This is a genomic window from Vreelandella janggokensis, from assembly GCF_031451615.1.
GTDB lineage: Bacteria > Pseudomonadota > Gammaproteobacteria > Pseudomonadales > Halomonadaceae > Vreelandella > Vreelandella janggokensis.
In genome coordinates this window covers 1,164,417-1,188,985 of record NZ_JARWAJ010000001.1, presented here as the reverse complement: position 1 = coordinate 1,188,985, position 24,569 = coordinate 1,164,417, and the positions used below count along the sequence as shown (strand labels likewise).

The 24,569-nt window shown below is 56.7% G+C and carries 18 protein-coding genes; 11 read left to right on the top strand and 7 right to left on the bottom strand.

All coding sequences use genetic code 11. The features are described 5' to 3' along the window. Positions 1 to 10: 10 nt before the first annotated feature. The 10 genes from betB (at position 11) to QC816_RS05330 (ending at position 13,987) form a co-directional block, all read left to right on the top strand. Positions 11 to 1,480, top strand: a complete 1,470-nt coding sequence (betB, locus tag QC816_RS05375) for a betaine-aldehyde dehydrogenase (protein WP_309781315.1) — start codon at positions 11 to 13, stop codon at positions 1,478 to 1,480. 97 nt (positions 1,481 to 1,577) lie between these two features. Beyond that, a complete protein-coding gene (betA, locus tag QC816_RS05370; RefSeq protein WP_085918691.1) occupies positions 1,578 to 3,251 on the top strand; it encodes a choline dehydrogenase in 1,674 nt (557 codons plus the stop codon). Positions 3,252 to 3,443: 192 nt separating this feature from the next. Further along, positions 3,444 to 5,933 (top strand): acyl-CoA dehydrogenase, encoded by a 2,490-nt coding sequence (locus QC816_RS05365; protein WP_085918692.1) that lies wholly within the window; start codon positions 3,444 to 3,446, stop codon positions 5,931 to 5,933. Positions 5,934 to 6,134: 201 nt separating this feature from the next. Continuing rightward, positions 6,135 to 7,235, top strand: a complete 1,101-nt coding sequence (locus QC816_RS05360; RefSeq protein WP_085918693.1) for an ABC transporter ATP-binding protein — start codon at positions 6,135 to 6,137, stop codon at positions 7,233 to 7,235. After that, positions 7,228 to 8,334 (top strand): ABC transporter ATP-binding protein, encoded by a 1,107-nt coding sequence (locus tag QC816_RS05355; RefSeq protein WP_309781312.1) that lies wholly within the window; start codon positions 7,228 to 7,230, stop codon positions 8,332 to 8,334. The genes QC816_RS05360 and QC816_RS05355 overlap by 8 nt, the downstream gene beginning before the upstream one ends. Further along, positions 8,327 to 9,211, top strand: coding sequence for a carbohydrate ABC transporter permease (locus QC816_RS05350; RefSeq protein ID WP_176243663.1), 885 nt, complete (start codon positions 8,327 to 8,329; stop codon positions 9,209 to 9,211). The genes QC816_RS05355 and QC816_RS05350 overlap by 8 nt, the downstream gene beginning before the upstream one ends. Before the next feature lies 1 nt (position 9,212). Next, positions 9,213 to 10,109: a carbohydrate ABC transporter permease gene (locus QC816_RS05345; protein WP_199283363.1), complete on the top strand. Its 897-nt coding sequence runs from the start codon at positions 9,213 to 9,215 to the stop codon at positions 10,107 to 10,109. 11 nt (positions 10,110 to 10,120) lie between these two features. Beyond that, positions 10,121 to 10,393: a DUF2160 domain-containing protein gene (locus tag QC816_RS05340; RefSeq protein ID WP_085918697.1), complete on the top strand. Its 273-nt coding sequence runs from the start codon at positions 10,121 to 10,123 to the stop codon at positions 10,391 to 10,393. 73 nt (positions 10,394 to 10,466) lie between these two features. Further along, positions 10,467 to 12,206: an ABC transporter substrate-binding protein gene (locus QC816_RS05335; protein WP_085918698.1), complete on the top strand. Its 1,740-nt coding sequence runs from the start codon at positions 10,467 to 10,469 to the stop codon at positions 12,204 to 12,206. A gap of 131 nt (positions 12,207 to 12,337) precedes the next feature. Next, a complete protein-coding gene (locus QC816_RS05330; RefSeq protein ID WP_264823171.1) occupies positions 12,338 to 13,987 on the top strand; it encodes a glycerol-3-phosphate dehydrogenase/oxidase in 1,650 nt (549 codons plus the stop codon). Between the two features lie 103 nt (positions 13,988 to 14,090). Here QC816_RS05330 and QC816_RS05325 read toward each other — a convergent pair whose 3' ends face one another. The 7 genes from QC816_RS05325 to QC816_RS05295 form a co-directional block, all read right to left on the bottom strand. After that, positions 14,091 to 14,315, bottom strand: a complete 225-nt coding sequence (locus QC816_RS05325) for a hypothetical protein (RefSeq protein WP_085918700.1) — start codon at positions 14,313 to 14,315, stop codon at positions 14,091 to 14,093. A gap of 542 nt (positions 14,316 to 14,857) precedes the next feature. Continuing rightward, positions 14,858 to 16,345, bottom strand: coding sequence for a glycerol kinase GlpK (gene glpK, locus QC816_RS05320; RefSeq protein ID WP_309781310.1), 1,488 nt, complete (start codon positions 16,343 to 16,345; stop codon positions 14,858 to 14,860). 122 nt (positions 16,346 to 16,467) lie between these two features. Then, positions 16,468 to 17,226: a DeoR/GlpR family transcriptional regulator gene (locus QC816_RS05315; RefSeq protein WP_309781309.1), complete on the bottom strand. Its 759-nt coding sequence runs from the start codon at positions 17,224 to 17,226 to the stop codon at positions 16,468 to 16,470. A 170-nt stretch (positions 17,227 to 17,396) separates the two neighbouring features. Continuing rightward, the gene (locus QC816_RS05310; protein ID WP_309781308.1) at positions 17,397 to 19,247 is read right to left on the bottom strand and encodes an SLC13 family permease; all 1,851 of its coding nucleotides are present in this window, start codon (positions 19,245 to 19,247) and stop codon (positions 17,397 to 17,399) included. 169 nt (positions 19,248 to 19,416) lie between these two features. Then, positions 19,417 to 20,220 carry an enoyl-CoA hydratase-related protein gene (locus tag QC816_RS05305; RefSeq protein ID WP_085918704.1) on the bottom strand — a complete coding sequence of 268 codons (804 nt, stop codon included), beginning with the start codon at positions 20,218 to 20,220 and terminating at the stop codon, positions 19,417 to 19,419. Next, positions 20,217 to 22,394: an acetate--CoA ligase family protein gene (locus QC816_RS05300; RefSeq protein ID WP_085918705.1), complete on the bottom strand. Its 2,178-nt coding sequence runs from the start codon at positions 22,392 to 22,394 to the stop codon at positions 20,217 to 20,219. The genes QC816_RS05305 and QC816_RS05300 overlap by 4 nt, the downstream gene beginning before the upstream one ends. Positions 22,395 to 22,447: 53 nt before the next feature. After that, a complete protein-coding gene (locus tag QC816_RS05295) occupies positions 22,448 to 23,191 on the bottom strand; it encodes an enoyl-CoA hydratase/isomerase family protein (protein ID WP_309781305.1) in 744 nt (247 codons plus the stop codon). A gap of 272 nt (positions 23,192 to 23,463) precedes the next feature. Here QC816_RS05295 and QC816_RS05290 point away from each other — a divergent pair, with 272 nt between their 5' ends. Continuing rightward, the gene (locus tag QC816_RS05290) at positions 23,464 to 24,372 is read left to right on the top strand and encodes a MurR/RpiR family transcriptional regulator (protein ID WP_085918706.1); all 909 of its coding nucleotides are present in this window, start codon (positions 23,464 to 23,466) and stop codon (positions 24,370 to 24,372) included. Positions 24,373 to 24,569: the final 197 nt, after the last annotated feature.

Here is a 24,569-nt window from a genome sequence, read left to right as displayed (position 1 = left end):
GGAGACCACCATGGCTACTCATGATGTACTGCCTCTTTTCATTAATGGTCGCCCGGTTGATGCCACCTCAGGCGATACGTTTACCATCACCAATCCTTTCGATGGCAGCCTGCTGGCAACGGTCGGTCAGGCAAGCCAGGCCGACGTTGATAGCGCCGTTGAAGCGGCCCGCGAAGGCCAGCGCAAGTGGGCCGCCATGACCGGCATGGAACGCGCACGCATCATGCTGCGTGCCGTTGCGCTGTTAAGAGAGCGTAATGACGAGCTGGCTGAACTGGAAACTCGCAATACCGGCAAGCCAATCAGCGAAACCGCAAGCGTCGATATCGTCACCGGTGCCGATGCGCTGGAGTACTATGCGGGCCTCGCCCCAGCTATCGAGGGCAGCCAGATTCCACTGCGCGATAGCTCGTTCGTATACACCCGCCGCGAACCGCTGGGTGTGATCGGTGCCATCGGCGCCTGGAACTACCCGATTCAGATCGCCTGTTGGAAAGCCGCCCCGGCACTGGCCGCGGGTAACGCGATTGTCTTCAAGCCCAGTGAAGTCACGCCGCTCACGACGATGAAGCTTGCCGAAATCTTCACCGAGGCGGGTCTCCCCGACGGCGTGTTCAACGTCGTCCAGGGTGACGGCCGCGTGGGCGCCATGCTGACCGGGCATAAAGGTATCGACAAGGTATCGTTTACCGGTGAAGCCGGTACCGGCAAGAAGGTCATGTCAGCAGCGGCCGAATCGACGCTCAAAGACGTCACCATGGAACTGGGCGGCAAATCGCCGCTGCTGGTCTTCGCCGATGCCGATCTGGACCGCGCTGCCGATGCTGCCATGATGGCCAACTTCTATTCCTCCGGCCAAATCTGTACCAACGGCACCCGCGTGTTTGTGGAACGCAGCGTCAAAGACGCCTTTGAGGCCAAACTGGTCGAGCGCGTCAAGCGTATCAAGGCGGGCGACCCCATGGATTCGGCTATCAATTTCGGCCCGCTGGTCAGCTTCGAGCACCAGGAGAAAGTGCTCTCCTACATTGCTCTCGGCAAAACCGAAGGCGCACGCGTCCTGGTGGGCGGCGAGGACTGGAACAGCGGCACCTGGGCCAACGGTGCCTGGGCGGCGCCGACGGTCTTCACCGACTGCACCGATGACATGCGCATCGTCAAGGAAGAGATCTTTGGCCCGGTGATGTCGGTACTCGCCTTTGATGACGAGGAAGAGGTGGTTCGCCGCGCCAATGACACCACCTACGGCCTCGCCGCCGGTGTCTTCAGCGAAAGCCTGAACCGCGCCCACCGGGTGATCCATCAATTGGAAGCCGGTATCTGCTGGGTCAACACCTGGGGCGAATCGCCCTCAGAGATGCCGGTCGGCGGCTATAAAGAGTCGGGCATTGGGCGTGAAAACGGTGTCGAGACGCTCAACCACTATACCCAGACCAAGTCTGTACAGATCGAGATGGGGCCGTTTGAGTCTGTGTTTTAACTGTTTGCAACACACGAACTCATGAACCATGGGCGCTGGGGGTGGCCAAGCTACCTCCAGAGTCGCACCCTCCCCCTATAAGTCCCGGTGAATCAGTATGTCTCAACCACGTGAATTTGATTACATCATTATCGGTGCAGGTTCCGCAGGCAATGTGCTTGCGACTCGCCTAACTGAAGACAGTGACGTCAGCGTGCTGCTGCTGGAAGCAGGCGGCCCAGACTATCGCTTTGACTTCCGAACCCAAATGCCCGCTGCCCTGGCCTACCCGCTGCAGGGCAAACGCTACAACTGGGCATTTGAAACCGACCCCGAACCGCATATGGACGGCCGCCGCATGGAATGTGGCCGCGGCAAGGGCCTGGGCGGCTCCTCGCTGATCAACGGCATGTGCTATATCCGCGGCAATGCGTTGGATTACGACAACTGGGCCAAGCAACCGGGTCTTGAAGACTGGGACTATTTAAGCTGTTTGCCCTACTTCAAAAAAAGCGAAAGCCGCGATATCGGACCAAATGACTATCACGGCGGCGAAGGGCCGGTCAGCGTCACGACGCCCAAGGCGGGCAATAACCCGCTTTACCACACCTTTATCGAGGCCGGAAAGCAGGCAGGCTACCCTGAGACCGACGACGTCAACGGCTATCAGCAGGAAGGTTTTGGTCCCATGGACCGCTTTGTGACGCCTAACGGCCGCCGAGCGTCGACGGCACGTGGCTACCTGGATACCGCCAAGCAGCGCGAAAATCTGACCATCGAAACTCATGCGGTAACCGATGTAATCGAGTTCGAGGGTAAGCGTGCAGTGGGCGTGCGCTATGAGCGAAAAGGCGAGAAACAGCAGGCCTACGTTCGTCGTGAAGTGCTGCTGTGTGGCGGTGCTATCGCCTCACCGCAGATTCTTCAGCGCTCGGGGATTGGCAACCCGGAATTGCTTAAAGAGCTCGATATCGAGACAATTCACGACCTGCCCGGTGTCGGTGAAAACCTCCAGGACCATCTGGAGATGTACATCCAGTACGAATGCAAAGAGCCTATTTCGCTCTATCCGGCGCTCAAATGGTACAACCAGCCGAAGATTGGTGCCGAGTGGCTGTTCAAGGGCACCGGCGTGGGCGCCAGCAATCAGTTTGAATCCTGCGGCTTTATCCGCAGCCGCGATGAGGAAGAGTGGCCCAACCTGCAGTACCACTTCCTGCCCATCGCGATCAGCTACAACGGTAAAAGCGCGGTGCAGGCCCACGGCTTCCAGGCTCATGTCGGCTCCATGCGCTCGGAAAGCCGCGGCCGCATTCGCCTGACCTCGAAAGATCCCCATGCGGCGCCAAGCATCCTGTTCAACTACATGGCCAAGGACAAAGACTGGCAAGAGTTCCGCGATGCCATTCGCCTGACCCGCGACATCATCGCTCAGCCAGCCTTTGACCCATACCGTGGCCGCGAGATCGCACCCGGCCCGGATGTTCAGTCGGATGCCGAACTCGATGCCTTTGTCAAACAGCACGCCGAAACCGCCTATCACCCCTGTGGTAGCTGCCGGATGGGCAACGACGAAATGGCAGTCACGGATGGCCAGGGCCGCGTCCATGGCATTGACGGCTTGCGCGTGGTCGATGCGTCCTTGTTCCCGGTGATTCCCACCGGCAACCTGAATGCCCCCACCATCATGCTGGCCGAAAAGATCGCCGACCGGATTCGTGAACGTGAGCCCCTGCCCCGGGCCAACGTCGACTATTACGTCGCCAACGGCGCACCAGCCAAACGCCACTGAACCAAGTCTGGTTAGCAAAACTCTAAAACGTCGTAGCCCAGCGCTGCGACGTTTTTTTATGTCCCTTTAACGCATCGAAATACTTGCACTGGGTGGCGCAGGTCTGCCAATATTCAAACATCTGTTTAAATCTGTGCATTATTAACCATATCGTATCCTTCAACACTATCCCTCAACATATGGAGAGGCACTATGCTCACCCTACTACTGATCGTGCTGGCGGCTGTTGGCCTGCTCGCGGTGATGCGCCGCGAAGCCGGTGCAACCGCCGCCCTGGTCGTGCTTGCCGTGCTGGGCCTTGTTGGCCTGGTGTTCGATGCCGCCGTCATTGGCGTGCTCTTACTGCTGGGCGCCGCCGCTGTGGCCATTGCCGGGCTTCCTGCGCTACGCCGCCAGTGGCTTACCCCGCGGCTGTTTGCAATGTTCAAGAAAGTCGCGCCCAAAGTCTCTGACACAGAGCGCACTGCGTTGGAAGCGGGCACTGTCTCCTGGGATGGCGAGCTGTTTTCCGGCAAGCCCCAATGGAACAAGCTGCTCAACTTTAAAGACGAAGGCCTGCGTGAAGACGAGCAAGCCTTTCTCGACAACCAGTGCGCAAAAGCCGCCGGCATGTGTAATGCCTGGGATATCGCCATTGAGCGCGCGGACCTTCCCCAGCAACTGTGGGATTACCTGAAAAAAGAAGGCTTCTTCGGCATGATCATTCCGAAGGAGTACGGCGGCCTGGGCTTCTCGGCCAAGGCCCAGTCCATGGTGCTGCAAAAGCTCTCCGCCAATGAAACGCTGATGGTTACCGTCGGCGTGCCCAACTCGTTGGGCCCAGGCGAGCTACTGCTCAAATATGGTACTCAGGAGCAGAAAGATCACTACCTGCCGCGCCTGTCCGATGGCCGTGAGATTCCCTGCTTTGGCCTGACAGGCCCGCGTGCCGGTTCAGACGCTACCTCGCTGCCGGACACCGGCGTCGTGTGCAAGCAAATGGTCAACGGTGAAGAAGTCCTCGGCCTGCGGCTCAACTTTGAAAAGCGCTGGATCACCCTGGCGCCCATTGCCACCGTTGTCGGTCTTGCCTTCAGGCTGTTTGATCCCGAGAACCTGCTCGGCGATGAAGAAGACCGCGGCATTACCCTGGCGTTGATTCCCCGCGATACCGACGGTATGGAGATTGGTCGTCGCCACCATCCGATCGGCAGCCCGTTTATGAATGGTCCGATCAAGGGTAAGGACGTTTTTGTCCCGCTGGATACGATCATCGGCGGCCCCGACATGATCGGCCAGGGTTGGCGCATGCTGGTCGAGTGTCTCTCCATCGGCCGTTGTATTACGCTTCCCTCAGGCGCCACCGGCACGGCGCGCTATGCGTTGGGCTGGAGCGGCGGTTTCACCCGTGTGCGCCGTCAGTTCAACGTGCCCGTGGCGGAAATGGAAGGCGTGCAGGAACCTCTGGCGCGCATGGCAGCCCTCGGGTACATCGCCCAGGCAACGGTCTATCAAACCGCCAACCTGATCGACCATGGCGAAAAGCCCGCAGTCCCCTCGGCGATTCTGAAAAGCCAACTGACCGAATTCCAGCGCGATATTCTTGCCGATGCCATGGACGTACATGGCGGTAAGGCGGTCACTCTGGGCCCACGCAACTACCTGGGTATTGGCTACAGCGCCAATCCGGTGGCGATCACCGTGGAAGGCGCCAACATCATGACCCGCAACCTGATGATCTTCGGTCAGGGAGCTATCCGCTGCCATCCCTATGTGCTTGAGGAGCTAGCCGCGAAGGACGCCAACGATATCAAGGCATTCGACAAGGCGTTCTTCAGCCATGCGGGACTCATCTTTGGCAACGCGGCCCGCGCCTTCACCCTGGGCTTCGGCATCGGCAAACCCAATGTGCCGTTCGACGGCCCGGCGGCCGCCTACGCCCAGGACATCGCCCGCCTCTCGGCAGGCTTCGGACTGTGCGCCGATGCGGCCATGGCAAGCCTCGGATCGGCCTTGAAGAAACGTGAAATGCTCTCCGCCCGTCTTGGCGATGTGCTTTCCAACCTCTACCTGGCCTCGATGGTACTCAAGCAATGGCAAGCGGGTGACAAGGTGGAAGGCGAAGAAGCCCTGCTGCATTACAGCTGTCGTTTCCTGCTCCAGCGGGCTGAACAGGCCTTTGTCGAGATTTTCGATAACCTGCCCAACCGGGCGCTGGGCAAGACGCTGAAAGTGATCGTCATGCCGACCGGTCGCCGCTGGGACAAGCCCCACGATGACGATGCGCGGGATATCGCCAAGCGCGTCTCCACCCACAGCGCATTGCGTACCAAGCTGTTGCACAATACCTGGGACGCCGACGACGGCGAACAGCGCAACCCGCTCGCCCGCTATAACGCGCTGCTGGTGGACTACGAGCGTGCTGAGGCAATCTATCGCACGGTCAACAAAGCCTATGCCAAGGGTGAACTGCCGCAGACGGCACTGCATCCTGAAGCACGGGTGGAAGCGGCATTGGAAGGCCGTCTAATTAGCGAAGAAGACGCCCAGTTCATGCGTGAATTCGAAGCTGAGGTATTGGAAATGCTCACTGTAGACGATTTCCCTTACGAAACCTTTGCTACCGACAAGTCGACGCTGATTGATCACAATGCCAAGCCGCAGTCGACACAAGCATCTGAGACGGCAGACAGCATTAAATAGCCACTCGCTCGCACCAACCTTCAACCGGCCTCCCTGAGGCCGGTTTTTTTTGACCCTAGACTTTCGTTTAATTTTCGATTTTTCATCCAAAAACTGCAAACGAAAGCAAATAAAGGCATTGCAGGTTCGAAAACGATCAACTAGGATTTCGTAAACGAAAGCTAGATATTCTCCAATAACAACGACGCTAGCGAGATTCGCATGTCACTACATTTGCAAAATATCGCCCATACCGTAGGCGGTGTTCCCTATATTAGCGACGTTGACCTAGCACTCGAGCCGGGCTCCTTCAATGTGCTATTGGGCAGAACACTCGCAGGCAAGACCACACTGATGCGCTTGATGGCCGGCCTTGAACCACCTACCCAAGGTCGTATTCTGATGGATGGCAAGGACGTCACCGGAGTACCGGTACGCCACCGTAACGTATCGATGGTATATCAGCAGTTCATCAATTACCCCAGTTTGACCGTCTACGACAATATTGCCTCGCCGCTTAAACTCGCCAAACAGCCAAAAAGCGAAATTAACAAGCGCGTCGGCGAAATTGCTGAGATGCTGCATATCGAGCATCTGCTTGACCGCTATCCTCTGGAGTTGTCCGGTGGCCAGCAACAGCGCACCGCCATGGGCCGCGCTCTGGTAAAAGACGCCGATGTCATTCTCTTCGACGAGCCGCTGGTCAACCTGGACTATAAACTCCGTGAGGAATTGCGCGACGAGCTGCGCGACTTGTTCAAAGTGCGTAACTGTATTGCCGTGTACGCCACCACTGAGCCTAATGAGGCTCTTGCACTCGGCGGCAACACAGCCATCCTTCACGAAGGTAAGCTGCTGCAGTACGGCCCCACCGATCAAATCTATCGGCAACCCAACGGCATTCTCAGCGCCGAGATGTTTTCTGAGCCGCCGATCAATATCGTGCCGGGTCGGCTCACCGACAACGACATCACCTTCGATAACGACACTCACTTTACCTGCGACGATGCCTTGCGAAAGCTGCCCCCTGGTGACTACCAGTTCGGGGTTCGCGCCTCGCATTTGAGCCTTACACCGCAAGCCGCGGATGATCTGGAACTGCCGGTCACCGTGGATGTTGCCGAAATCAGTGGGTCCGAAACTTTTCTTCATGCGCGTCATGCGCACTTCCCACTGGTATTGCATCTCCTGGGAATACACGAATTGAAGGTCAATCAGCCCATCAAGGTTTATTTCCCCATTCATAAACTGTTTGTTTTCGACCAGCAGGGCCACATTGTGCATACCCCGTTGGCTCAGACGGAGGGCGCCGCGCATGGCTGAGATCGTGCTTAAAACACTCGCGCACACATACAGCGCCAACCCGCAATCGGCCGAGGATTACGCCATCCGCCATATGGAACACGTATGGCATCAAGGCGGCGCTTATGCCTTGCTGGGACCGTCCGGATGCGGCAAATCAACCCTTCTGAATATTATTTCAGGGCTATTGGCGCCCACCGAAGGCGATGTGCTCTTCGATGGCCACCGGGTCAACGAACTGCCACCGGAAGAGCGCAACATCGCCCAGGTGTTCCAGTTCCCGGTGATCTACGACACCATGACGGTGTTCGATAATCTCGCCTTCCCGCTGCGCAACATGAACACTCCCGAGTACCGGGTTAAACCCAAGGTACTGGAAGTCGCCGACATCCTTGAGCTGACACCGCTGTTATCGCGCAAAGCCAAAAACCTGACCGCCGATGAAAAACAGAAGGTCTCCATGGGGCGCGGTCTGGTCCGCGACGACGTTACCGCCATTCTGTTTGATGAGCCGCTTACCGTCATCGACCCGCAGTTGAAGTGGAAGCTGCGCCGCAAGCTCAAGGAAATCCACGAGCGCTTTAACATCACCATGATCTACGTCACTCACGACCAGCTTGAAGCCTCGACCTTCGCTGACAAGATTGCCGTGATGTACGAAGGCCAGGTGGTGCAGTTCGGTACGCCACGGGAACTGTTCGAAACACCCGCGCATACTTTCGTGGGTTATTTCATCGGTAGTCCAGGCATGAATTTTTTCGAGCTTCGCTACGATGAGGCACAAAATACGGCCTACTTCGGCGACCAGCCACTGCCGTTAAGCAATGCTTATCTGGCCACGCTTAAAAAGACCGAGAGCGACAACCTCAAGCTCGGCATTCGCCCGGAATTCATCGACGTTCACGCAAGCGCCGCACCCGACACGATTGCCGTGCAAAAAGAGAACCTGCAGGACCTTGGCACCTACACCATTCTCACCTTCTCGTTCAATCAGCAAACATTTAAAGCCAGGTTGCCCGAAGACCATCCTGCCCTGGGTGATACCGTCTATATCCGTTTTCCCGACGACAAACTGAGCCTTTACGTCGATGAATACCGAGTCGAGGTAGATCATGAATAAAGTCTATAACAACCGCGCCTGGCTATTGGTACTGCCAATGCTTGTCCTGGTCGCGTTTTCCGCGATCGTGCCACTGATGACCGTCGTCAACTACTCGGTGCAAGACGTGCTTGGGGCTAACGCCCGCTTCTTTACCGGCACCGAGTGGTTCGAAACCATGCTCAACGACCCGGCCCTGCAAGCGGCTTTTCTACGCCAGATAATATTCTCGCTCACCATTCTTGCCATCCAGATCCCTCTGGGAATCGGCATTGCGTTGATCATGCCCAAACGTGGTTGGCAAGCATCGGCAGTGCTGATCCTGATTACTCTGCCCCTGCTGATTCCCTGGAACGTGGTGGGCAGTATCTGGCAGATTTTCACACGCGGTGATATCGGCCTGATGGGTTGGGGACTTCGCCAGTTGGGCATCGAGTACAACATTACCCGTAACGCCGCCGATGCCTGGGTGACGATCATCCTGATGGACGTTTGGCACTGGACCCCGCTGGTCGCCATGCTTTGCTACAGCGGCCTGCGCTCCATCCCCGAAGCCTACTATCAGGCGGCGCGCATTGACCGTGCCTCAAAATGGGCGGTATTTCGCTACATCCAGCTGCCCAAGCTGACCAATGTGCTGGTCATTGCCGTGCTGCTGCGCTTCATGCACTCGTTCATGATTTACGCCGAGCCCTTTGTACTGACCGGTGGCGGGCCTGGCAGCTCAACGACTTTCCTGAGTCAATCATTGACCACCATGGCGGTGGGTCAGCAGGACTTGGGACCCTCCGCTGCTTTCTCGATTATCTACTTCCTGGTCATCCTGCTGGTGAGCTGGGTGTTCTACACCGCCATTATGAACATGCAGAAAGACAAGCATTCCCAGGGAGGAGCCTGATATGAGCTACCAACTGGAAAACACCCAGCAGGGTGAAAAATACAACACCATTTTCAGCCGCACCACACCCGCACAACGCCGCAAGCGCAACGCCAGAACCAAGCTGCGCTCGCGCCTGTTGCTGGGCGTCTATCTGCTCTTGATGATTCTGCCCATCTATTGGCTGCTGAACATGTCGCTGCAAACCAACAGCGAAATACTGGGCTCCATGACCATGTGGCCGGAGAACCTTACCTTTGACAACTATATCGGTATCTTTACCGACTCAAGCTGGTACATGGGCTATGTCAACTCGATTGCCTATGTGCTGATGAACATGCTGATCACCATCTGTGTGGCACTACCGGCTGCGTATGCCTTCAGCCGCTACAGCTTCATTGGCGATAAGCACCTGTTCTTCTGGCTGCTGACCAACCTCATGGCGCCGCCCGCTGTGTTCCTGCTGCCCTACTTCCAGCTTTATTATTCGGTCGGTCTCTTCGACACGCACATTGCCGTGGCGCTGGCGCACTGCCTCTTCAATATTCCACTGGCCATCTGGATTCTTGAAGGCTTCATGAGCAGCGTTCCCAAGGAGATCGACGAAACCGCCTACATCGACGGTTACAGCTTTCCACGCTTTTTCATCAAGATTTTTATCCCGATGATTCGCTCGGGTATCGGCGTCACGCTGTTCTTCCTGTTCATGTTCTCGTGGGTTGAACTGCTCCTGGCCAGAACGCTGACGGCCACCGAGGCACAGCCCATTGGCATGATCATGACGCGCACGTCCACCGCGTCGGGGATTGACTGGGGCACGCTCGCCGCAGCCGGTGTGCTGACCATCTTGCCAGGCATTCTGGTGGTCTACTTTGTCCGCAACCATATCGCCAAGGGCTTTGCCCTGGGTCGTACCTAAGGAGGTGATGTATGTCTTGGATGGTATGGACGGTGCCCACCGCTATTTTCTTTTCCGCCATTGCCGCCATGTTGGCGGGGATGACGGTCTGGGAAATTGTCTCGCCCACCATAGAGCGTAAGGGCTTTCTGCCCATCACGACCACACGCGGAGACCGGCTGTTTGTTGGCCTTCTGTCTGCTGCGTTTATTCATCTTGGCGTGATTGGCTTTACCTCATTATCGATTTGGTTAGCACTGGCAGCTTCGCTGGTCTGGCTGTTGGTGCTGATGCGCTGGGGGTAACCGGTGCGAGAACCAAAAGCGGTCTCATGGACGGATTCGCCATTAGGGAAGATCACAACACAACGAGGTCTATATGCGACATAACAATTTCAAACTTACCACCCTCGCCGCCAGCCTGCTGCTAGCATCCGGTTCGCTAGCCGCAGACGACCACGATGCGCGGGCGGTGGCCGAGCGGCTGGTCGACGAGCATTTCCAAAACTCGACCCTGAGCCGCGAGGAACAGATCGAGGAACTGATGTGGTTTGCCAAAGCGGCCGAACCATTTCGCGACATGGATATACAGACCGTTGCGGAGGGGTTAACCACCCACGTCTATGAAAGCGAAGTGCTTGCTGAAGCGTTCAGTGAGCTAACCGGTATCAACGTCACTCACAACATCATTGGCGAAGGCGATGTTGTCGACACCATGCAAAACCAGATGCAGTCGGGTAACAGCATCTACGATGGTTTCGTCAACGATACCGATGCCATCGGTACCCACATCCGCTATGGCACCACCATCAACCTCTCCGAGGCGATGGAAAACGAATGGGCCGACTACACGCTACCCACGCTGGATCTGGACGACTTCATCGGGCTGCAGTACGGCACCGGGCCAGATGGCAGCATCTATCAATTGCCAACCCAGCAGTTCGCCAACCTTTACTGGTTCCGCTACGACTGGTTCCAGCGCGAAGACCTGCAGGAGCAGTTCCGGGATATTTACGGCTACGACCTGGGCGTACCCACCAACTGGACGGCCTATGAGGATATCGCCGAATTCTTCACCGACCATGTTGGCGAGCTCGACGGCAAAGAGATCTATGGTCACATGGATTACGGTCGCCGCGACCCCTCATTAGGCTGGCGTTTCCACGACTCCTGGCTCTCCATGGCAGGTATGGGCAGTCCTGGCGTTCCTTCCGGCAACCCGGTAGATGACTGGGGTATTCGTGTCAACGAAGACAGCCAGCCGGTGGGGGCCAGCGTTAGCCGTGGCGGTGCGACCAACTCTCCCGCCTCCGTCTTTGCCATGCAAAAGGCCGTTGACTGGCTCCGCGACTTCGCTCCACCCGAAGCCCAAGGCATGACCTTCGGTGAAGCGGGTCCGGTGCCTGCTCAAGGCCATATTGCCCAGCAGATTTTCTGGTACACCGCCTTCACGGCCGACATGACCGACCCCGATGTCGCCGTGACCGATGACGAAGGCAATCCGCTATGGCGCATGGCCCCCTCGCCCACCGGCCCGTATTGGGAAGAAGGCATGAAGGTTGGCTATCAAGACGTAGGCGCCTGGACGTTCTTTGACTCCACCCCCGAAGACCGTCGCACAGCGGCGTGGCTGTTTGGTCAGTTCACCGTTTCCAAGACGGTATCGCTTGAGAAGTTGATGCACGGCCTGACGCCGATCCGCGAGTCCGACATCTTCTCTGAGCAGATGACCGAAATGGCGCCCAAGCTCGGCGGGTTGGTCGAATTCTACCGCAGCCCCAACGAGTCCAACTGGACCCCAACGGGCACCAACGTCCCCGATTATCCCCGCATGGCGCCCCTATGGTGGCAAAACCTTGCACCGGTCATGAGCGGAGATGTATCGCCACAGGAAGGCCTCGATGCACTGGCGGCGGATATGGATAGCACCATGCACCGTCTTGCCCGTGCCGATGTCTTCGACAGCTACGCCCCCGTGTTGAACGAAGAGCGTGACCCGCAATACTGGCTGGACCAGGATGGCGCGCCGAAAGCCAAGCTGGATGACGAAATGCCACAAGGCACCACCGTGCCTTACGACGAAATGATGGAAGAATGGATGTCGGCCGGGACGCGCTAATACCGGCTGGGCGGGCCCCACGGCCCGCCCTTTCCGGCTTCATCGGCGGCACCCTCTATCGACACTTACCAACAGCGCGGTCGCCCATACAGCACCGTGAACGGGGCTTTCTTTGTTAATTTGGATCCGCTATGAAACTGCGTAACCGTAATATCGAGAAACTACATTCCGATGAATTCGATGTACTGATCATTGGTGGTGGCATCAATGGTGCCGCCACCGCTGCGGCGCTGTCAGGTAAAGGCGCCCGGGTTGCCTTGATCGATCGTGGCGACTTCGCTGGCAGCACCAGCATGCACTCCTCAAATCTCGTTTGGGGAGGCATCAAATATATGGAAAGCAAAGACTTTGCATTGGTTCGAAAGCTTTGCAAGAGTCGTAATCATTTAATTAAAAGTTACCCATCCACTGTTCAGGAAATTCGTTTTCTGACCAACATCACCCGGGGGTTTCGCCATTCACCGCGTTACTTGTGGATTGGCACCTGGCTCTACTGGCTGATGGGCAATGGATTTACCCGGCGACCCCGCTTGCTGTCCCCCAAGGATATAAAGCAGGAAGAACCGATTATCGATGTCGATGACTCCGTCGGCGGCTTTGAATATTCGGATGCCTACCTGCACGACAACGATGCCCGTTTTGTCTTCAATTTCGTTCGTCATGCACTCAATCATGGTGCAATTGCCGCTAACTATGTCGAATCACTGGGGGCAGAGCGTGAAGGAAATGTCTGGGTCACCAAGGCGCGTAACGTGATGGATGGCCAAACCTTCGATATCCGCGCCAAGGTGCTGATTAATGCAGCAGGCCCCTGGGTCGACCAGCACAACACCCTGACCGGGCAAAAGACCACCCACCAACACCTGTACTCCAAGGGTATTCACCTGATCGTGCCCCAGTTGACGGATTCCCAGCGCGTGCTGGCCTTCTTCGCCGACGACGGGCGGCTGTTCTTTGTCATTCCCATGGGCAACCGCACCTGTATCGGGACCACCGATACGCACATGGAACACCCCGAGGTGGATGTTACCGGTGACGACATTGACTTCGTGCTGGAAAACATCAACAAGCGCCTGACCCTCGACAAGCCACTGGGTCAGGCCGATATCATCTCGACCCGCTGTGGCGTGCGTCCCTTGGCCATCAAGGCGGATCAAGGCAACGACCGCGACTTTCTCCAGCTATCCCGCAAGCATGTGATCGATACCAATCAGGATAGCGCGCACATCAGTATTTTTGGCGGCAAGTTGACCGACTGCCTGAACGTGGGCGATGAAATCGCTGAAGCCGTCGCAAAGCTTGGGGTCGAACTACCCGACCAGGGCTTCCGCTGGTATGGCGAGCCCCCCAATGCCGTGAAACAACAGTTCATGGATCATGCCAAGCGCATGAACCTGGACGCCATGACAGCGGCGACATCCTCAGAGCCTCTCTCATCACGCCTTTGGCGACGTTATGCCGAACAGGCGATGCCCATGCTCGAAAAAATCCGCCAGGACCCGGCAGAAGCCGACATTCTGATCGAGGGCACGGAATACATTCGCTGCGAGCTTGAACATGCCCGCGACCATGAGATGATCACCCAGCTTGAGGATTTCCTGCGCCGCCGAGCCAAAGTATCGCTCGTAGTGCACCACGAGCAACTGCGCCACTCCAAGGGGTTGAAAGAAGCCTGCCGTGTTCTATTTGGCGAGCAAGCCGAAGAGCGTTTTGAGGCGTATTTCGCCCAGAACCGGGATACCGCCCAACCCTATACACCCAAACAGGAAGTTCCCTCCTAGAAAGTGGCGGCAATGGGAGCGCAGTGGCAAATAAAATCCCCCTCACGGTGGCCGCCAGGGGGATAGAGGAAAGTGAAGAGCGTCAGAAACTAATCTTTAGTCGCTATTCTTCGTTTTCAACCAGCAGTTGGGAATCCCCTGCCAGCACCTCGTCCCACGCCTCTTCAATAGTGTACCCCATACGGCTATCAATGGTGTCGATGACTTCAACCGCGTGCTGAAGCGACTCCCGCTGGCCTTTTAGCGCTACTACCAGCTTGGCCAGGTCTTGCTTGCTGAACGTATTCGCGATTCGGTCGGCTTGTTGGCTTAATTCGATGCAGTTCATGGTTCAACCCTCATGGTATGGTCATCCGCTGCTTACTATTGTCGTTAATCGTTAAGCAGCCATCTTGTTAATGACGAATGGTGACGTTGCTACTCATGCTGGACCGGATAAGTGTCCAGTTCGGTGACTGCGATAAGGTCACAAGCGTTACAAGACCTTCGCTTCAAGCGCCCGGGTAATTCAAAAGCGCATCAAATGTAGCAGTGGTCAGAAGGGGTCAATCGGGATAACGAAACACCGCCCTGATCCATGACTTCACTATGGTGCACTGCCATAAAGCTCACAATGCGTCATTGGCCGCAGGCAGCGTTGTAGCTCGACTACATAAGCGTCGAATAACCCCGAAAGGTGTCATAGAATTTCACGATGGAGGGACAATACGCAGGGAACGCATTGATAACGTCGGGAAACTTACCCGAGGTGGCCTGGATAAGCGGTGGCAGTATACGCCATCAACCCAACGACGCCAGTCGACCATGGGTTAATAAAATGAGGCCGCTATCACCACCGCCATGGCGATAGCGGCCTCTGGCGGGAATAGGTTAATCCGTTGAACGCACGCGGGAAACCGCGTCCAACCATCCTTGGTAAAGTTGTTCGCGGTTCGCCTCCTCCATACTCGGTATAAAGCTTCGCTCGCAGCGCCAGAGTTGCTCTATCTCGTCCAGGGTCTGATACCAGCCTAACCGCAGGCCGGCCAGGTAGGCGGCGCCCAGAGCGGTGGTTTCCAGAATCGTGGGGCGGTCCACTTGCACGTTCAGCATATCGGCCAGAAACTGCATGACCCAGTTATTCTTGACCATGCCGCCATCAACACGCAGGTTGCCGGGCGGGGCTTCCATATCGTCATTCATGCAATGCTGAAGATCACGCGTCTGATAACAGACTGCCTGAAGGCCAGCGGCGACAATTTCTGCAATCCCGGTATCGCGGGTCAGACCAAAAATCGCCCCGCGGGCTTTCGGATCCCAGTGCGGTGCCCCCAGGCCAGTAAAGGCAGGGACTAGATAAACGCTATGCCCGCGGCGGGTTTTACGGGCAAGGGCTTCGGTCTCCGCCGCATCCGCAAATAAATTCAGCCCATCGCGCAGCCACTGGACCGTGGCGCCGGCGACAAAAATACTGCCTTCCATGGCGTAGGTCGGCTTGCCGTTCAGGCGATACCCAATGGTCGTCAGCAACCGGTTGCGCGACAGAGACGGTGTGTCTCCGGTGTTGACGATCATGAAACATCCGGTCCCGTAGGTACTCTTCCCCATGCCCGGCTGAAAGCACGCCTGACCGACCAGCGCTGCCTGTTGATCCCCCGCCACACCCGCAATCGGCAGCTCAACACCCAGCCAGCGGGCATCCATGGTGCCAAAATCATCGCTCGAGTCTTTCACCTCAGGCAGCAAGCTTGCCGGGATATCGAACAGGTCGAGCAGTTCGTCGTCCCAGCACTGCTCGTGGATATTGAACAAGGCGGTGCGCGAGGCATTGGTCGCATCAGTTACGTGATGGTGACCACCGGTCAATCGCCAGATCAGGAAGCTATCGACGGTACCAAAGAGCAATTCGCCTTTCTCAGCCCGGGCTCGGGTCCCTTCGACGTTGTCCAGCACCCATGCAAGCTTGGTGGCGGAAAAGTACGGGTCGATCAGCAGGCCGGTCTTGGCCTGCACACGCTCGGTATGGCCACCATCGCGCAGCTGTTGGCAGAGCGACGACGTACGCCGGTCCTGCCACACAATGGCGTTATAGACCGGCTTTCCGGTGCGCTTGTCCCACACAATGGTGGTTTCGCGCTGATTGGTGATCCCCACGCCAGCAATTTGCTCTGGCTTGATAGCTGCCTTTTTGACAACTTCCTGGCAGGTGGCAACGACCGTGTCCCAGATATCTTCAGGATCGTGCTCGATCCAACCGTCGTAGGGATAGTGCTGGGTAAATTCCTGCTGCGCGACAGCAGTTACTTGACCTTCACGGTCAAACAGGATGGCACGGGAACTGGTCGTACCTTGATCGATGGCAAGTATATAGGAGGACATGGCACGTTCACTTTGTTGTTGGTAGTTTCGATTCTGTACATTTATTTTCGAATTATTATCACCAAAGGCTACGCCAGCCGCCAGCAATGCTCAAGTATGAAAACATAACCGCCTTCACCTGATCAGGCCAGGTGCAACGCGACATCGTGCTGGGTCAGCAGGCGCTGAATGGCCTCAGGCGGTTTACGGTCGGTAAACAGTGCGTCCAACTGGGCAATATTGCCTTGGCGTACCACCGGGTTGCGGTGAAACTTTGAATAGTCGGCCGCCAGATAAACGCGCCGTGAATTGGCAATAATGGCCTGGGCAACGCGCACCTCCTGGTAGTCGAATTCCAGCAAAGAGCCATCTTCGTCGATGCCGCTGATACCGATAATGCCGTAATCGACCTTGAACTGATTGATAAAGTCGATCGTGGCCTCGCCAATAATCCCGCCATCCCGGGAACGCACCTGCCCCCCTGCGATGATCACCGTGAAATCTTCCTTGTGCTGCAGAATCGCCGCGACGTTGAGGTTATTGGTAATAATCTCCAACCCCTGATGATCGAGCAGCGCCTGAGCAATCACCTCGTTGCTGGTACCAATGTTGATGAATAGTGACGCGTCATTGGGAATATGGTCAGCCAGGCAGCGTGCGATCCGCTCTTTCTCTTCAAGATGCAGGGTTTTACGAGTGCTGTAGGCGGTATTCACGGTGCTGGATTCAATCCCCACTCCCCCATGAACTCGCCTCACGCGGCCTTCGTTCGCCAGTGTGTTCAGATCTCGGCGAATGGTCTGAGGCGTTACGGCAAAATGATCAGTGAGCTGCTCGATGCTCATGTATCCATGCTGGCGGACCAGCTCGATGATCGCGTCTTGACGAAACTGTTGATTCATAAGCTAGCCCGTGGCGTTATTTTTTCGTTTTAGAACGTATTTACTTTAAAACTATTTATTTTAAAAACCATTTACTTTGAAACCATTTACTTTGAAACCATTCACTTTTAAACATAGCAGCGTAGCAAAATTTCTATCAAATAACGCTTATTGATGCTCGAAGACGAACGTTATGTCGACAGCGGCCATACCCACAGGATCATCGGTATCGACACCAGCAGCACGATGACCGACAGCGGCAACCCCAACTTCCAGTAATCGCCAAACCGATACCCCCCCGGCCCCAGCACCAGCGTATTGGACTGATGGCCTATCGGGGTCAGAAAGGCACAGGACGCACTGACAGCGACCACCATCAGGAAGGGATCGAGCGATACCTCGAACCCTCTGGCCAGGCTGACGGCAATGGGCGCCATCAGCAGCGCCGCTGCCGCATTGTTGATGACATTGGAAAGCAGCATGGAAAGGATAAACAGCCCCACCAGGGTAACCACCACCGGCCAGTCGGCTCCCCATTGCAGCAACGCCTGGGCGATCAGATCCGCCCCGCCGCTGGTCTCCAGGGCCTCGCCGACCGGAATCATGGCCCCCAAGAGAACAATCACAGGCCCGTCGATCGCCTGATAGCCCTCCCGAAGTGGCAGCACACCAATCAATAGCGAAACCAGTGCCGCACTACTCAACGCCACCGCAGCCGGCAATACGTCCAGCAGCATGGCAACAATCGCAGCCGCAAAGATAGCCATCGAAAGCAGCAATTTGCGCGGCTGACCAAGGCTTAAATTGCGGTTAGCCAGCGGTAAACAACCCAACGCTGGCAGGCTTTCGGCAATTTCATTCTCCTCGCCCTGTAACAACAGGATATCCCCGGTCTGAAAGCGAATATCCCGCAGACGCTGCTTTAACCGGGTGCCATCCCTAGCCACCGCCACCAAATGCAAACCAAACTGGTGATTGAGACGCAACTGACGAACACTCCGATTGATCATCATGGAGTCATTACGTACCACCACTTCCACCAGCTGTAGCCCTTCGGTATCCACCGGCGGATGCGAATCCGACGCTTCTTCTGCAGCCAGGTCGCGGGCTTCCTCATCCTCGTCATCCCCTTCAAGCTCGGCGACGGCGCTCAGCCCTGCCTTGTCTTCCAGCAGTTTCAGTTCTTCAGGTCCGGCTTCCAAAAGCAGGATATCGCCTGCCTGTAACATACCGTGGAACGAATAGCCTGCCTGGCGGTTGTCATCGCGCACCACTGCCAGTACCGGAATAGACTCTTCAAGCTCGTCGCGAAGCTGCTGCAACGTCAACCCTTTGGCCTTGGATTCATCATTGACCTTGAGCTCTACCAGATAGTTGGCAGTGTCAAACATATCCGCGGCTGATGCCTGGCCGCTACGCTTGGGCGTTAGTCGCCAGCCGACCAATACGATAAATGCCAACCCGGACAACGCCACGACGCCTCCCACAGGGGCAAAGCTGAACATGCTGAAGGTATCGCCGGATACGTTCCCCCGGTAACTGGAAATAATGATATTCGGAGGGGTACCGATAAGCGTCATCAGCCCACCCAGCAGTGAGCCAAATGCCAGTGGCATCAGCAATAGCGATGGAGAGGTGTCATGCTCCCTTGCCATACGCATGGCGACGGGCAACAACAGCGCCAGCGCCCCGACATTGTTCATGATGCCCGAGAGTACCAAGACGGTTCCCACCAACGCCAGCAACTGGAGTATCAAGCGATCACCCACCTTGAGTATCTGGTCGGCGATAATATCGACCAGACCTGAGCGTTCGAACCCTTTGCTCAGCACCAGCACGGCGGCAACCGTGATCACGGCAGGGTGGCCAAACCCCATAAAGGCATCTTCGGCAGGCACCAAGCCAAGCATGACCGAACCCAATAGCGCTGAAAGGGCGACCAGATCATAGCGAAACCGCCCCCATACAAAGGCCGCCAATGTTAACCCCAGCACTAAAAACACCAGCGTGCTCGTCGCCAGCCCCACGTCCTCGATTGCCATATATTGAATCACCTCCCTGTAGAGCACCGTCACTATCGTCGGCTTGCTTTACTGTAAATCAGATGGTGGCAAGCAGGTAAATCATATTAGACATTGACTATACGCCAATAAAAAGCCCGGCGATGCCAGGCTGAGAAAGATTATTGATTGAGTCCGCAGACCTGGGGCGCTATTTTTTCATGCGATCCAACATTTGCTGAACGGCTTCCAGATGCTCGGGTTCGTTATGAGACATGCCCTGAAAAACGGCGCAGACGTCCAGAAATCCTTTTAGCTCCATGTCGGGCGCCATTTTCATTAGCCGCTTGGTCAACCGAGTCGCCTTTGGTGGTTGGGCAGCGATCCGCCCGGCATGCTCATACGCCGTCTTCATCAACACATCGGGCTCGGCAACCTCCAGTACAATTCCGTACGCCAAGGCTTCCTGGGCATCGATCACCCGGCCGGACAAGGTCAGCTCAAAGGCACGCTGGTAGCCGATCTGGCGTTGCATGAACCATGCGCCGCCGTCGCCGGGAATAATGCCCAGGTTGAGAAAGGTCTCACCAAACTTGGCCTGGCGCGAGGCAATGCGCAAATCCGCCATATTGGCCAGGTCAAACCCGGCGCCGATCGCAGGCCCGTTGATCGCCGCAATGATGGGCACTTCCACCGCTTCAAGCGCCAGCGGCATACGCTGTATGCCCCGGCGGTATCGCTCAGCGACTTCCGCCACGTCGCCCGCGAAGTCGCCGTCGCGGTGGGCCATATCCTTGACGTTACCACCGGCGGAGAACGCCGATCCGGCCCCGGTAATCACCAATACCGACACGTCGGCAGCGTGGTTAACCCAGTTAGCCGTAGCGACAATGTCATCGACCAACGCAGTGCCGGTAAGCGCATTGCGCACGTCGTGACGATTCATGGTGAGCGTAGCCACCCGTTCTTCAAGCGTTAAAGTCGCATCCGTCAGTGTCGGCAACGATTGACTCATTCTTCACGCTCCAAAATGATGCGGGCATCCACAATGGCATACCCGTGGGGGTGGCTTTCTGGATACACCATTACCGGGTTTAAATCCAACTCACGAATGCTCGGATAGGCGTCCACCAACTTTGAAATGCGCATCAACAGCAATACCAGTGCCTGCTTATTGACCGCCTGAGCACCGCGGACCCCTTCAAGCACTTTTTGCGCCTTGATTTGGCTCACCATGGATTCGGCATCGGCTTGCGTGATAGGTAGTGAACGAAACGCCACGTCCTCCCACACCTCAACGAAAACGCCGCCCAGGCCAAACATGAGCACCGGGCCAAAGACCGGATCCCGCAGCATACCGATGATCACCTCCACCCCTTTCTCTACCATCGGCGTGACCAGCACCCCCTCGAGTCGTGCGCCAGGGTCGTAGTACTGGGCATTAGCGACGATGGTTTTGTAGGCATCGCGTAATGCGGCTTCGCCTACCAGGCCAAGCTTGACCCCACCGGCGTCGGATTTGTGCAGAATATCTTTGGAAACCACTTTCATGGCCAATGGCTGTTCGCCAAAGTGACGGGCAACTTCCTCCATCTCATCGCTACCTTGCACCCACCGTTCGTCGGGCACATGAATGCCATGCTCGGCCAGCAGTCCCTTGGCTTCGAACTCTAGCAAGTTCCGCTTTTGTTCTTTTGCGTTGGTTAATATTGCCTGGCCGTTACGGGATGCCTGCATCGGCAGATTTGCGGGTTGAACGGCGCATTTCGCCAGGTATTCACCGCGCTCGCCCAGCGCCGCCAGCACTCTTACCGCGTGTTCGATGGAGGCGTAAACGGGCAACCCCGCCTCGTGCAAACGGCTCAGCGCTGGGGGGTTAATGGGCGCGTAGAGGCTGTAGATGACCAGCGGTTTACCGCTCGAATGGGCAAGCTCAATCATGGATTCGGCCCCGCGCATTTCATCCCCCAGCAAGGACTCGGCAAAACGGAGACTGTAGCCGCCAAACATGCCTACCAGAAACACGCTATCGACATTCGCATCAGCGGCCACCACGGCCATGCATTCTGCCAGGAGGGAAGGATTCGCATCCGAAGACCCCGCCACATCGACAGGGTTCAGCGTCGAGGCCTGGGGCAGCAAAAGCGCCTCGAGTTTCACCTGGGTATCTCGGCTAAGCGTCGCCAGTGTCAAGCCCGCCTCCGCCAGCCGATCGGCGGCGATCGTTGCCTGACCACCACCGTCGGCAATCACCGCCACGCGTTTACCTTCTGACTTTTGCAAGCGGCCCAGCCCTTCCGCCACCGGGAGTATTTCATCGGAGTATTGCACCACGCTCACCCCAGCCTGGCGCAACAGGTCCACGGTCATCCGGTAGCTGCCTGCAAGAGCCCCGGTGTGAGAACTGGCGGCCTTTTGGCCCTGCTCGGTAGAGCCCGACTTATATACCACGACGGGCTTCATGGTAGTGACTTCACGCGCCGCATCGAGAAACTGGCGACCGTCCCGAAAGCCCTCCACATAAAGCGTCGCCACCCGAGTATGCTCATCTTCCCCCAGATAGCGGAGGTAGTCGTTGAAGCCGATATCGGCCTGATTGCCCGGCCCGATGTAGGTACTGAACCCGACCTGCCCGTTGTGCTGGGCCTCCAGCGCCAGGGAAAGCAGCATGTTGCCCGACTGGGAGACAATTCCGATGTCGCCGGTCTTGAGGTTATCAAGCGCCAGCAGATTAACCCGATGGTGCAGGTTGAACAGCCCCGACGTGTTGGGCCCGATGATGCGCACGCCATGGGCCCGGGCGTTGGCCATCATGCGGGCTTCCAGCGCAGCGCCTGCCTCGCCAGTCTCGCCAAAGCCGCTGGCCAACACCACGGCCCCCTTGATGCCGAGGCGGCCACACTCAGTAATCAGGTCGGGCACCGTGGCGGCGGGAGTACAAATCAGCGCCAGCGCCGGGGTGCCCGGGATAGCACTGATCGAGGCAAAGGCTTTGACCCCTAAAATCGAGGTCGCCTTGGGATTGACCGGGTAAATCTCACCGCCATAGCCGCCCTTGATCAGCCCGACCATGGCCTTATAGCCGCGCTTGGTGGGATCAGACGATGCACCAACGACGGCAATGCCCGACGGCGCCAGGATGGCATGCAGCGGGCTTTGAGAAGGAAGATGACCTTCGATGGATTGCATGGAGTTACCTTTAGGAAGTAAGACAAGTCGACAATGCGTGTTGGAGCGGACGCCTAACGGCCCTTGAACTGGGGCGCGCGTTTTTCGGCGAAGGCGGTGACCCCCTCCTGCCAATCCTCGGTGGTCGAACAGGTAAAGACGGCATCAAGCTCTTGCTGAAGCTGGCTTGGCATGTCGGTTTGCGCGGCTCGATTGACCAGCGGCTTCAACATGGCCAATGACACCGGCGCCTTTTCCGCCAGCTGCAACGCCAGTGACTCGACCTCGGGCATCAACTGATCCGCTGGATAACTGGCCAGCGCCAGACCCAGCCGTGCTGCCTCGGTTCCATTGATTCTTTCGCCGATATACAGAAGCCGACGAGCCTGGGCCAGCCCGACAAGTTGGGGTAACCACTTGGAAACGCCACCGCCTACGCAGGTGCCAATACTGGTTTCGGGAAAACCGATCTGAGCATCATCGGCCATCAGTATAAAATCGCAGGCCACCGCCATTTCGGCGCCCGCCCCCAGGGCATAGCCGTTCACGGCGGCAATCACCGGCTTGCTCAGTTGAGCGATTGCCTCGCCCACGTCGTTCCCCAACTGGAGATATTGGCGCCGCTGGAAAAGCGTCCGACCCGCGCCTTCGTGGGCTTTCATGTCAGCGCCGACGCAGAAGGCACGCCCTTCCCCGGTGATTACCACGGCGCGAATATCCGGCTCGCGCTGGGCAACGGCCAGCACGCCAAGTAGCTCGTGATATAGCGATTCCACAACGGCATTGAGCCTGTCGGGCCGATTGAGTCGCACCGTCATTACATGGTCTTGCTGGGTGACTACAAGATGGGAACAGGAAGGTAAATCAAGCGGCATGGTCATAACGGTCGGGATACCTGGCGGAAAGGTGAATAAGTAGACACATACGTTTCTATATTTTTCATAAAAAGAAACATATGTAACAAATTCAATCCTAGGACCACCCTGCGCCCCAGTCAACACGATTGTTTCATTAAAAAATAAAAAAGATACAAATGTATCGATCAAGTGTGATGGTCTAAACTACCCACCTGAATGCGCTGGAGCCTTACATGACATCCAAGAACAGTGAAACGATCACTTCATCTGCCTCGCCGCTGGATACCATCAATCAACGTCTTGCGGCGGTTTACCCGACGCTCAGCCCACAGTTGAAACAGGCGGCAGGCTATGTGATGGAACACCCCCCGAACATCGCATTTCAATCCATCCGCAAAACCGCAGAAGCGGCACAGGTCACGCCCTCAACCCTGGTGCGTCTGGCCAAGCGACTGGATTTCAAAAGCTATGAAACGTTTCGCGAGGTGTTTCAGTCGGCGGTTAAGACACCGTCTGTGGAACTATCAGGGCGCGCCAACCGGCTTCGTTACCAGGCAAGTCAGCCTGATGACCCTCTCTTTGTTGATGTCGGCGATGCCGCCTTCGACAACATTGGCCGCCTGTTCACCGCGGATAACCAGGCACGGGTACGCGATGCCGCTCAGCAGCTTTTAGCGGCGCGCAATATCGCCGTGGTGGGTTTTCGCGACACCTTTGCCTGCGCCTACCACTTTGCTTATGTGGGTCGCATTGCCATGCCCAACATCAGCCTTATTCGAGGCTTGGAAGGCGGGTTATTAACCGAGCTGGACGGCTTCGATGAAAACGATATTGTCGTCGTTTTTGGCTTTGAGCCCTACTGCGCAGAAACGGTAAAAGCACTGGAAGTTACCCGCGCAAATGGCGTCAAGGCCATTGTCGTAACGGATACCATGCGTTCACCACTGGCACCCGGCGCACAGATCACATTTAATCTTGCCAACGCGACCCCACACTTTTTTCCTTCGATTCTGTCGGCCATCACGCTCATCGAAGCCATTCTGGCGGAGTGTGTCGCCTTCGGTCCTGATTCTCTGGTCGACAACGTGTCCAGATTCGAACAGCGTATGCGCCATATGGGGGCGTATGTTGAGACCGACTAAAGATAAGACTATTGATGGAGACCAAGCAGGTATTTCGACATTCGACATTCGCTGTACTATGGCAAACGTTGAAAATATTAATTGGCGCTTAGCTCAGGACTCGCTAAATTCTGTTTACGTAAAGTGATGCCTTCACGCTTGGCATCACCTTGCCTGTGCCACAGGGAACTCAAAAGTGACACGACGTTTAGTATGGG

What these genes read in the sequence shown, in the direction of transcription:
- QC816_RS05315 (WP_309781309.1), bottom strand. Translation starts at nt 17,226, where the DNA reads ATGAATCAACAGTTTCGTCAAGACGCGATCATCGAGCTGGTCCGCCAG.
- QC816_RS05365 (WP_085918692.1), top strand. Translation starts at nt 3,444, where the DNA reads ATGCTCACCCTACTACTGATCGTGCTGGCGGCTGTTGGCCTGCTCGCG.
- QC816_RS05335 (WP_085918698.1), top strand. Translation starts at nt 10,467, where the DNA reads ATGCGACATAACAATTTCAAACTTACCACCCTCGCCGCCAGCCTGCTG.
- QC816_RS05295 (WP_309781305.1), bottom strand. Translation starts at nt 23,191, where the DNA reads ATGACGGTGCGACTCAATCGGCCCGACAGGCTCAATGCCGTTGTGGAA.
- QC816_RS05355 (WP_309781312.1), top strand. Translation starts at nt 7,228, where the DNA reads ATGGCTGAGATCGTGCTTAAAACACTCGCGCACACATACAGCGCCAAC.
- QC816_RS05330 (WP_264823171.1), top strand. Translation starts at nt 12,338, where the DNA reads ATGAAACTGCGTAACCGTAATATCGAGAAACTACATTCCGATGAATTC.
- betA (WP_085918691.1), top strand. Translation starts at nt 1,578, where the DNA reads ATGTCTCAACCACGTGAATTTGATTACATCATTATCGGTGCAGGTTCC.
- QC816_RS05345 (WP_199283363.1), top strand. Translation starts at nt 9,213, where the DNA reads ATGAGCTACCAACTGGAAAACACCCAGCAGGGTGAAAAATACAACACC.
- QC816_RS05350 (WP_176243663.1), top strand. Translation starts at nt 8,327, where the DNA reads ATGAATAAAGTCTATAACAACCGCGCCTGGCTATTGGTACTGCCAATG.
- QC816_RS05310 (WP_309781308.1), bottom strand. Translation starts at nt 19,247, where the DNA reads ATGGCAATCGAGGACGTGGGGCTGGCGACGAGCACGCTGGTGTTTTTA.
- QC816_RS05325 (WP_085918700.1), bottom strand. Translation starts at nt 14,315, where the DNA reads ATGAACTGCATCGAATTAAGCCAACAAGCCGACCGAATCGCGAATACG.
- QC816_RS05305 (WP_085918704.1), bottom strand. Translation starts at nt 20,220, where the DNA reads ATGAGTCAATCGTTGCCGACACTGACGGATGCGACTTTAACGCTTGAA.
- QC816_RS05290 (WP_085918706.1), top strand. Translation starts at nt 23,464, where the DNA reads ATGACATCCAAGAACAGTGAAACGATCACTTCATCTGCCTCGCCGCTG.
- QC816_RS05360 (WP_085918693.1), top strand. Translation starts at nt 6,135, where the DNA reads ATGTCACTACATTTGCAAAATATCGCCCATACCGTAGGCGGTGTTCCC.
- betB (WP_309781315.1), top strand. Translation starts at nt 11, where the DNA reads ATGGCTACTCATGATGTACTGCCTCTTTTCATTAATGGTCGCCCGGTT.
- QC816_RS05300 (WP_085918705.1), bottom strand. Translation starts at nt 22,394, where the DNA reads ATGCAATCCATCGAAGGTCATCTTCCTTCTCAAAGCCCGCTGCATGCC.
- glpK (WP_309781310.1), bottom strand. Translation starts at nt 16,345, where the DNA reads ATGTCCTCCTATATACTTGCCATCGATCAAGGTACGACCAGTTCCCGT.
- QC816_RS05340 (WP_085918697.1), top strand. Translation starts at nt 10,121, where the DNA reads ATGTCTTGGATGGTATGGACGGTGCCCACCGCTATTTTCTTTTCCGCC.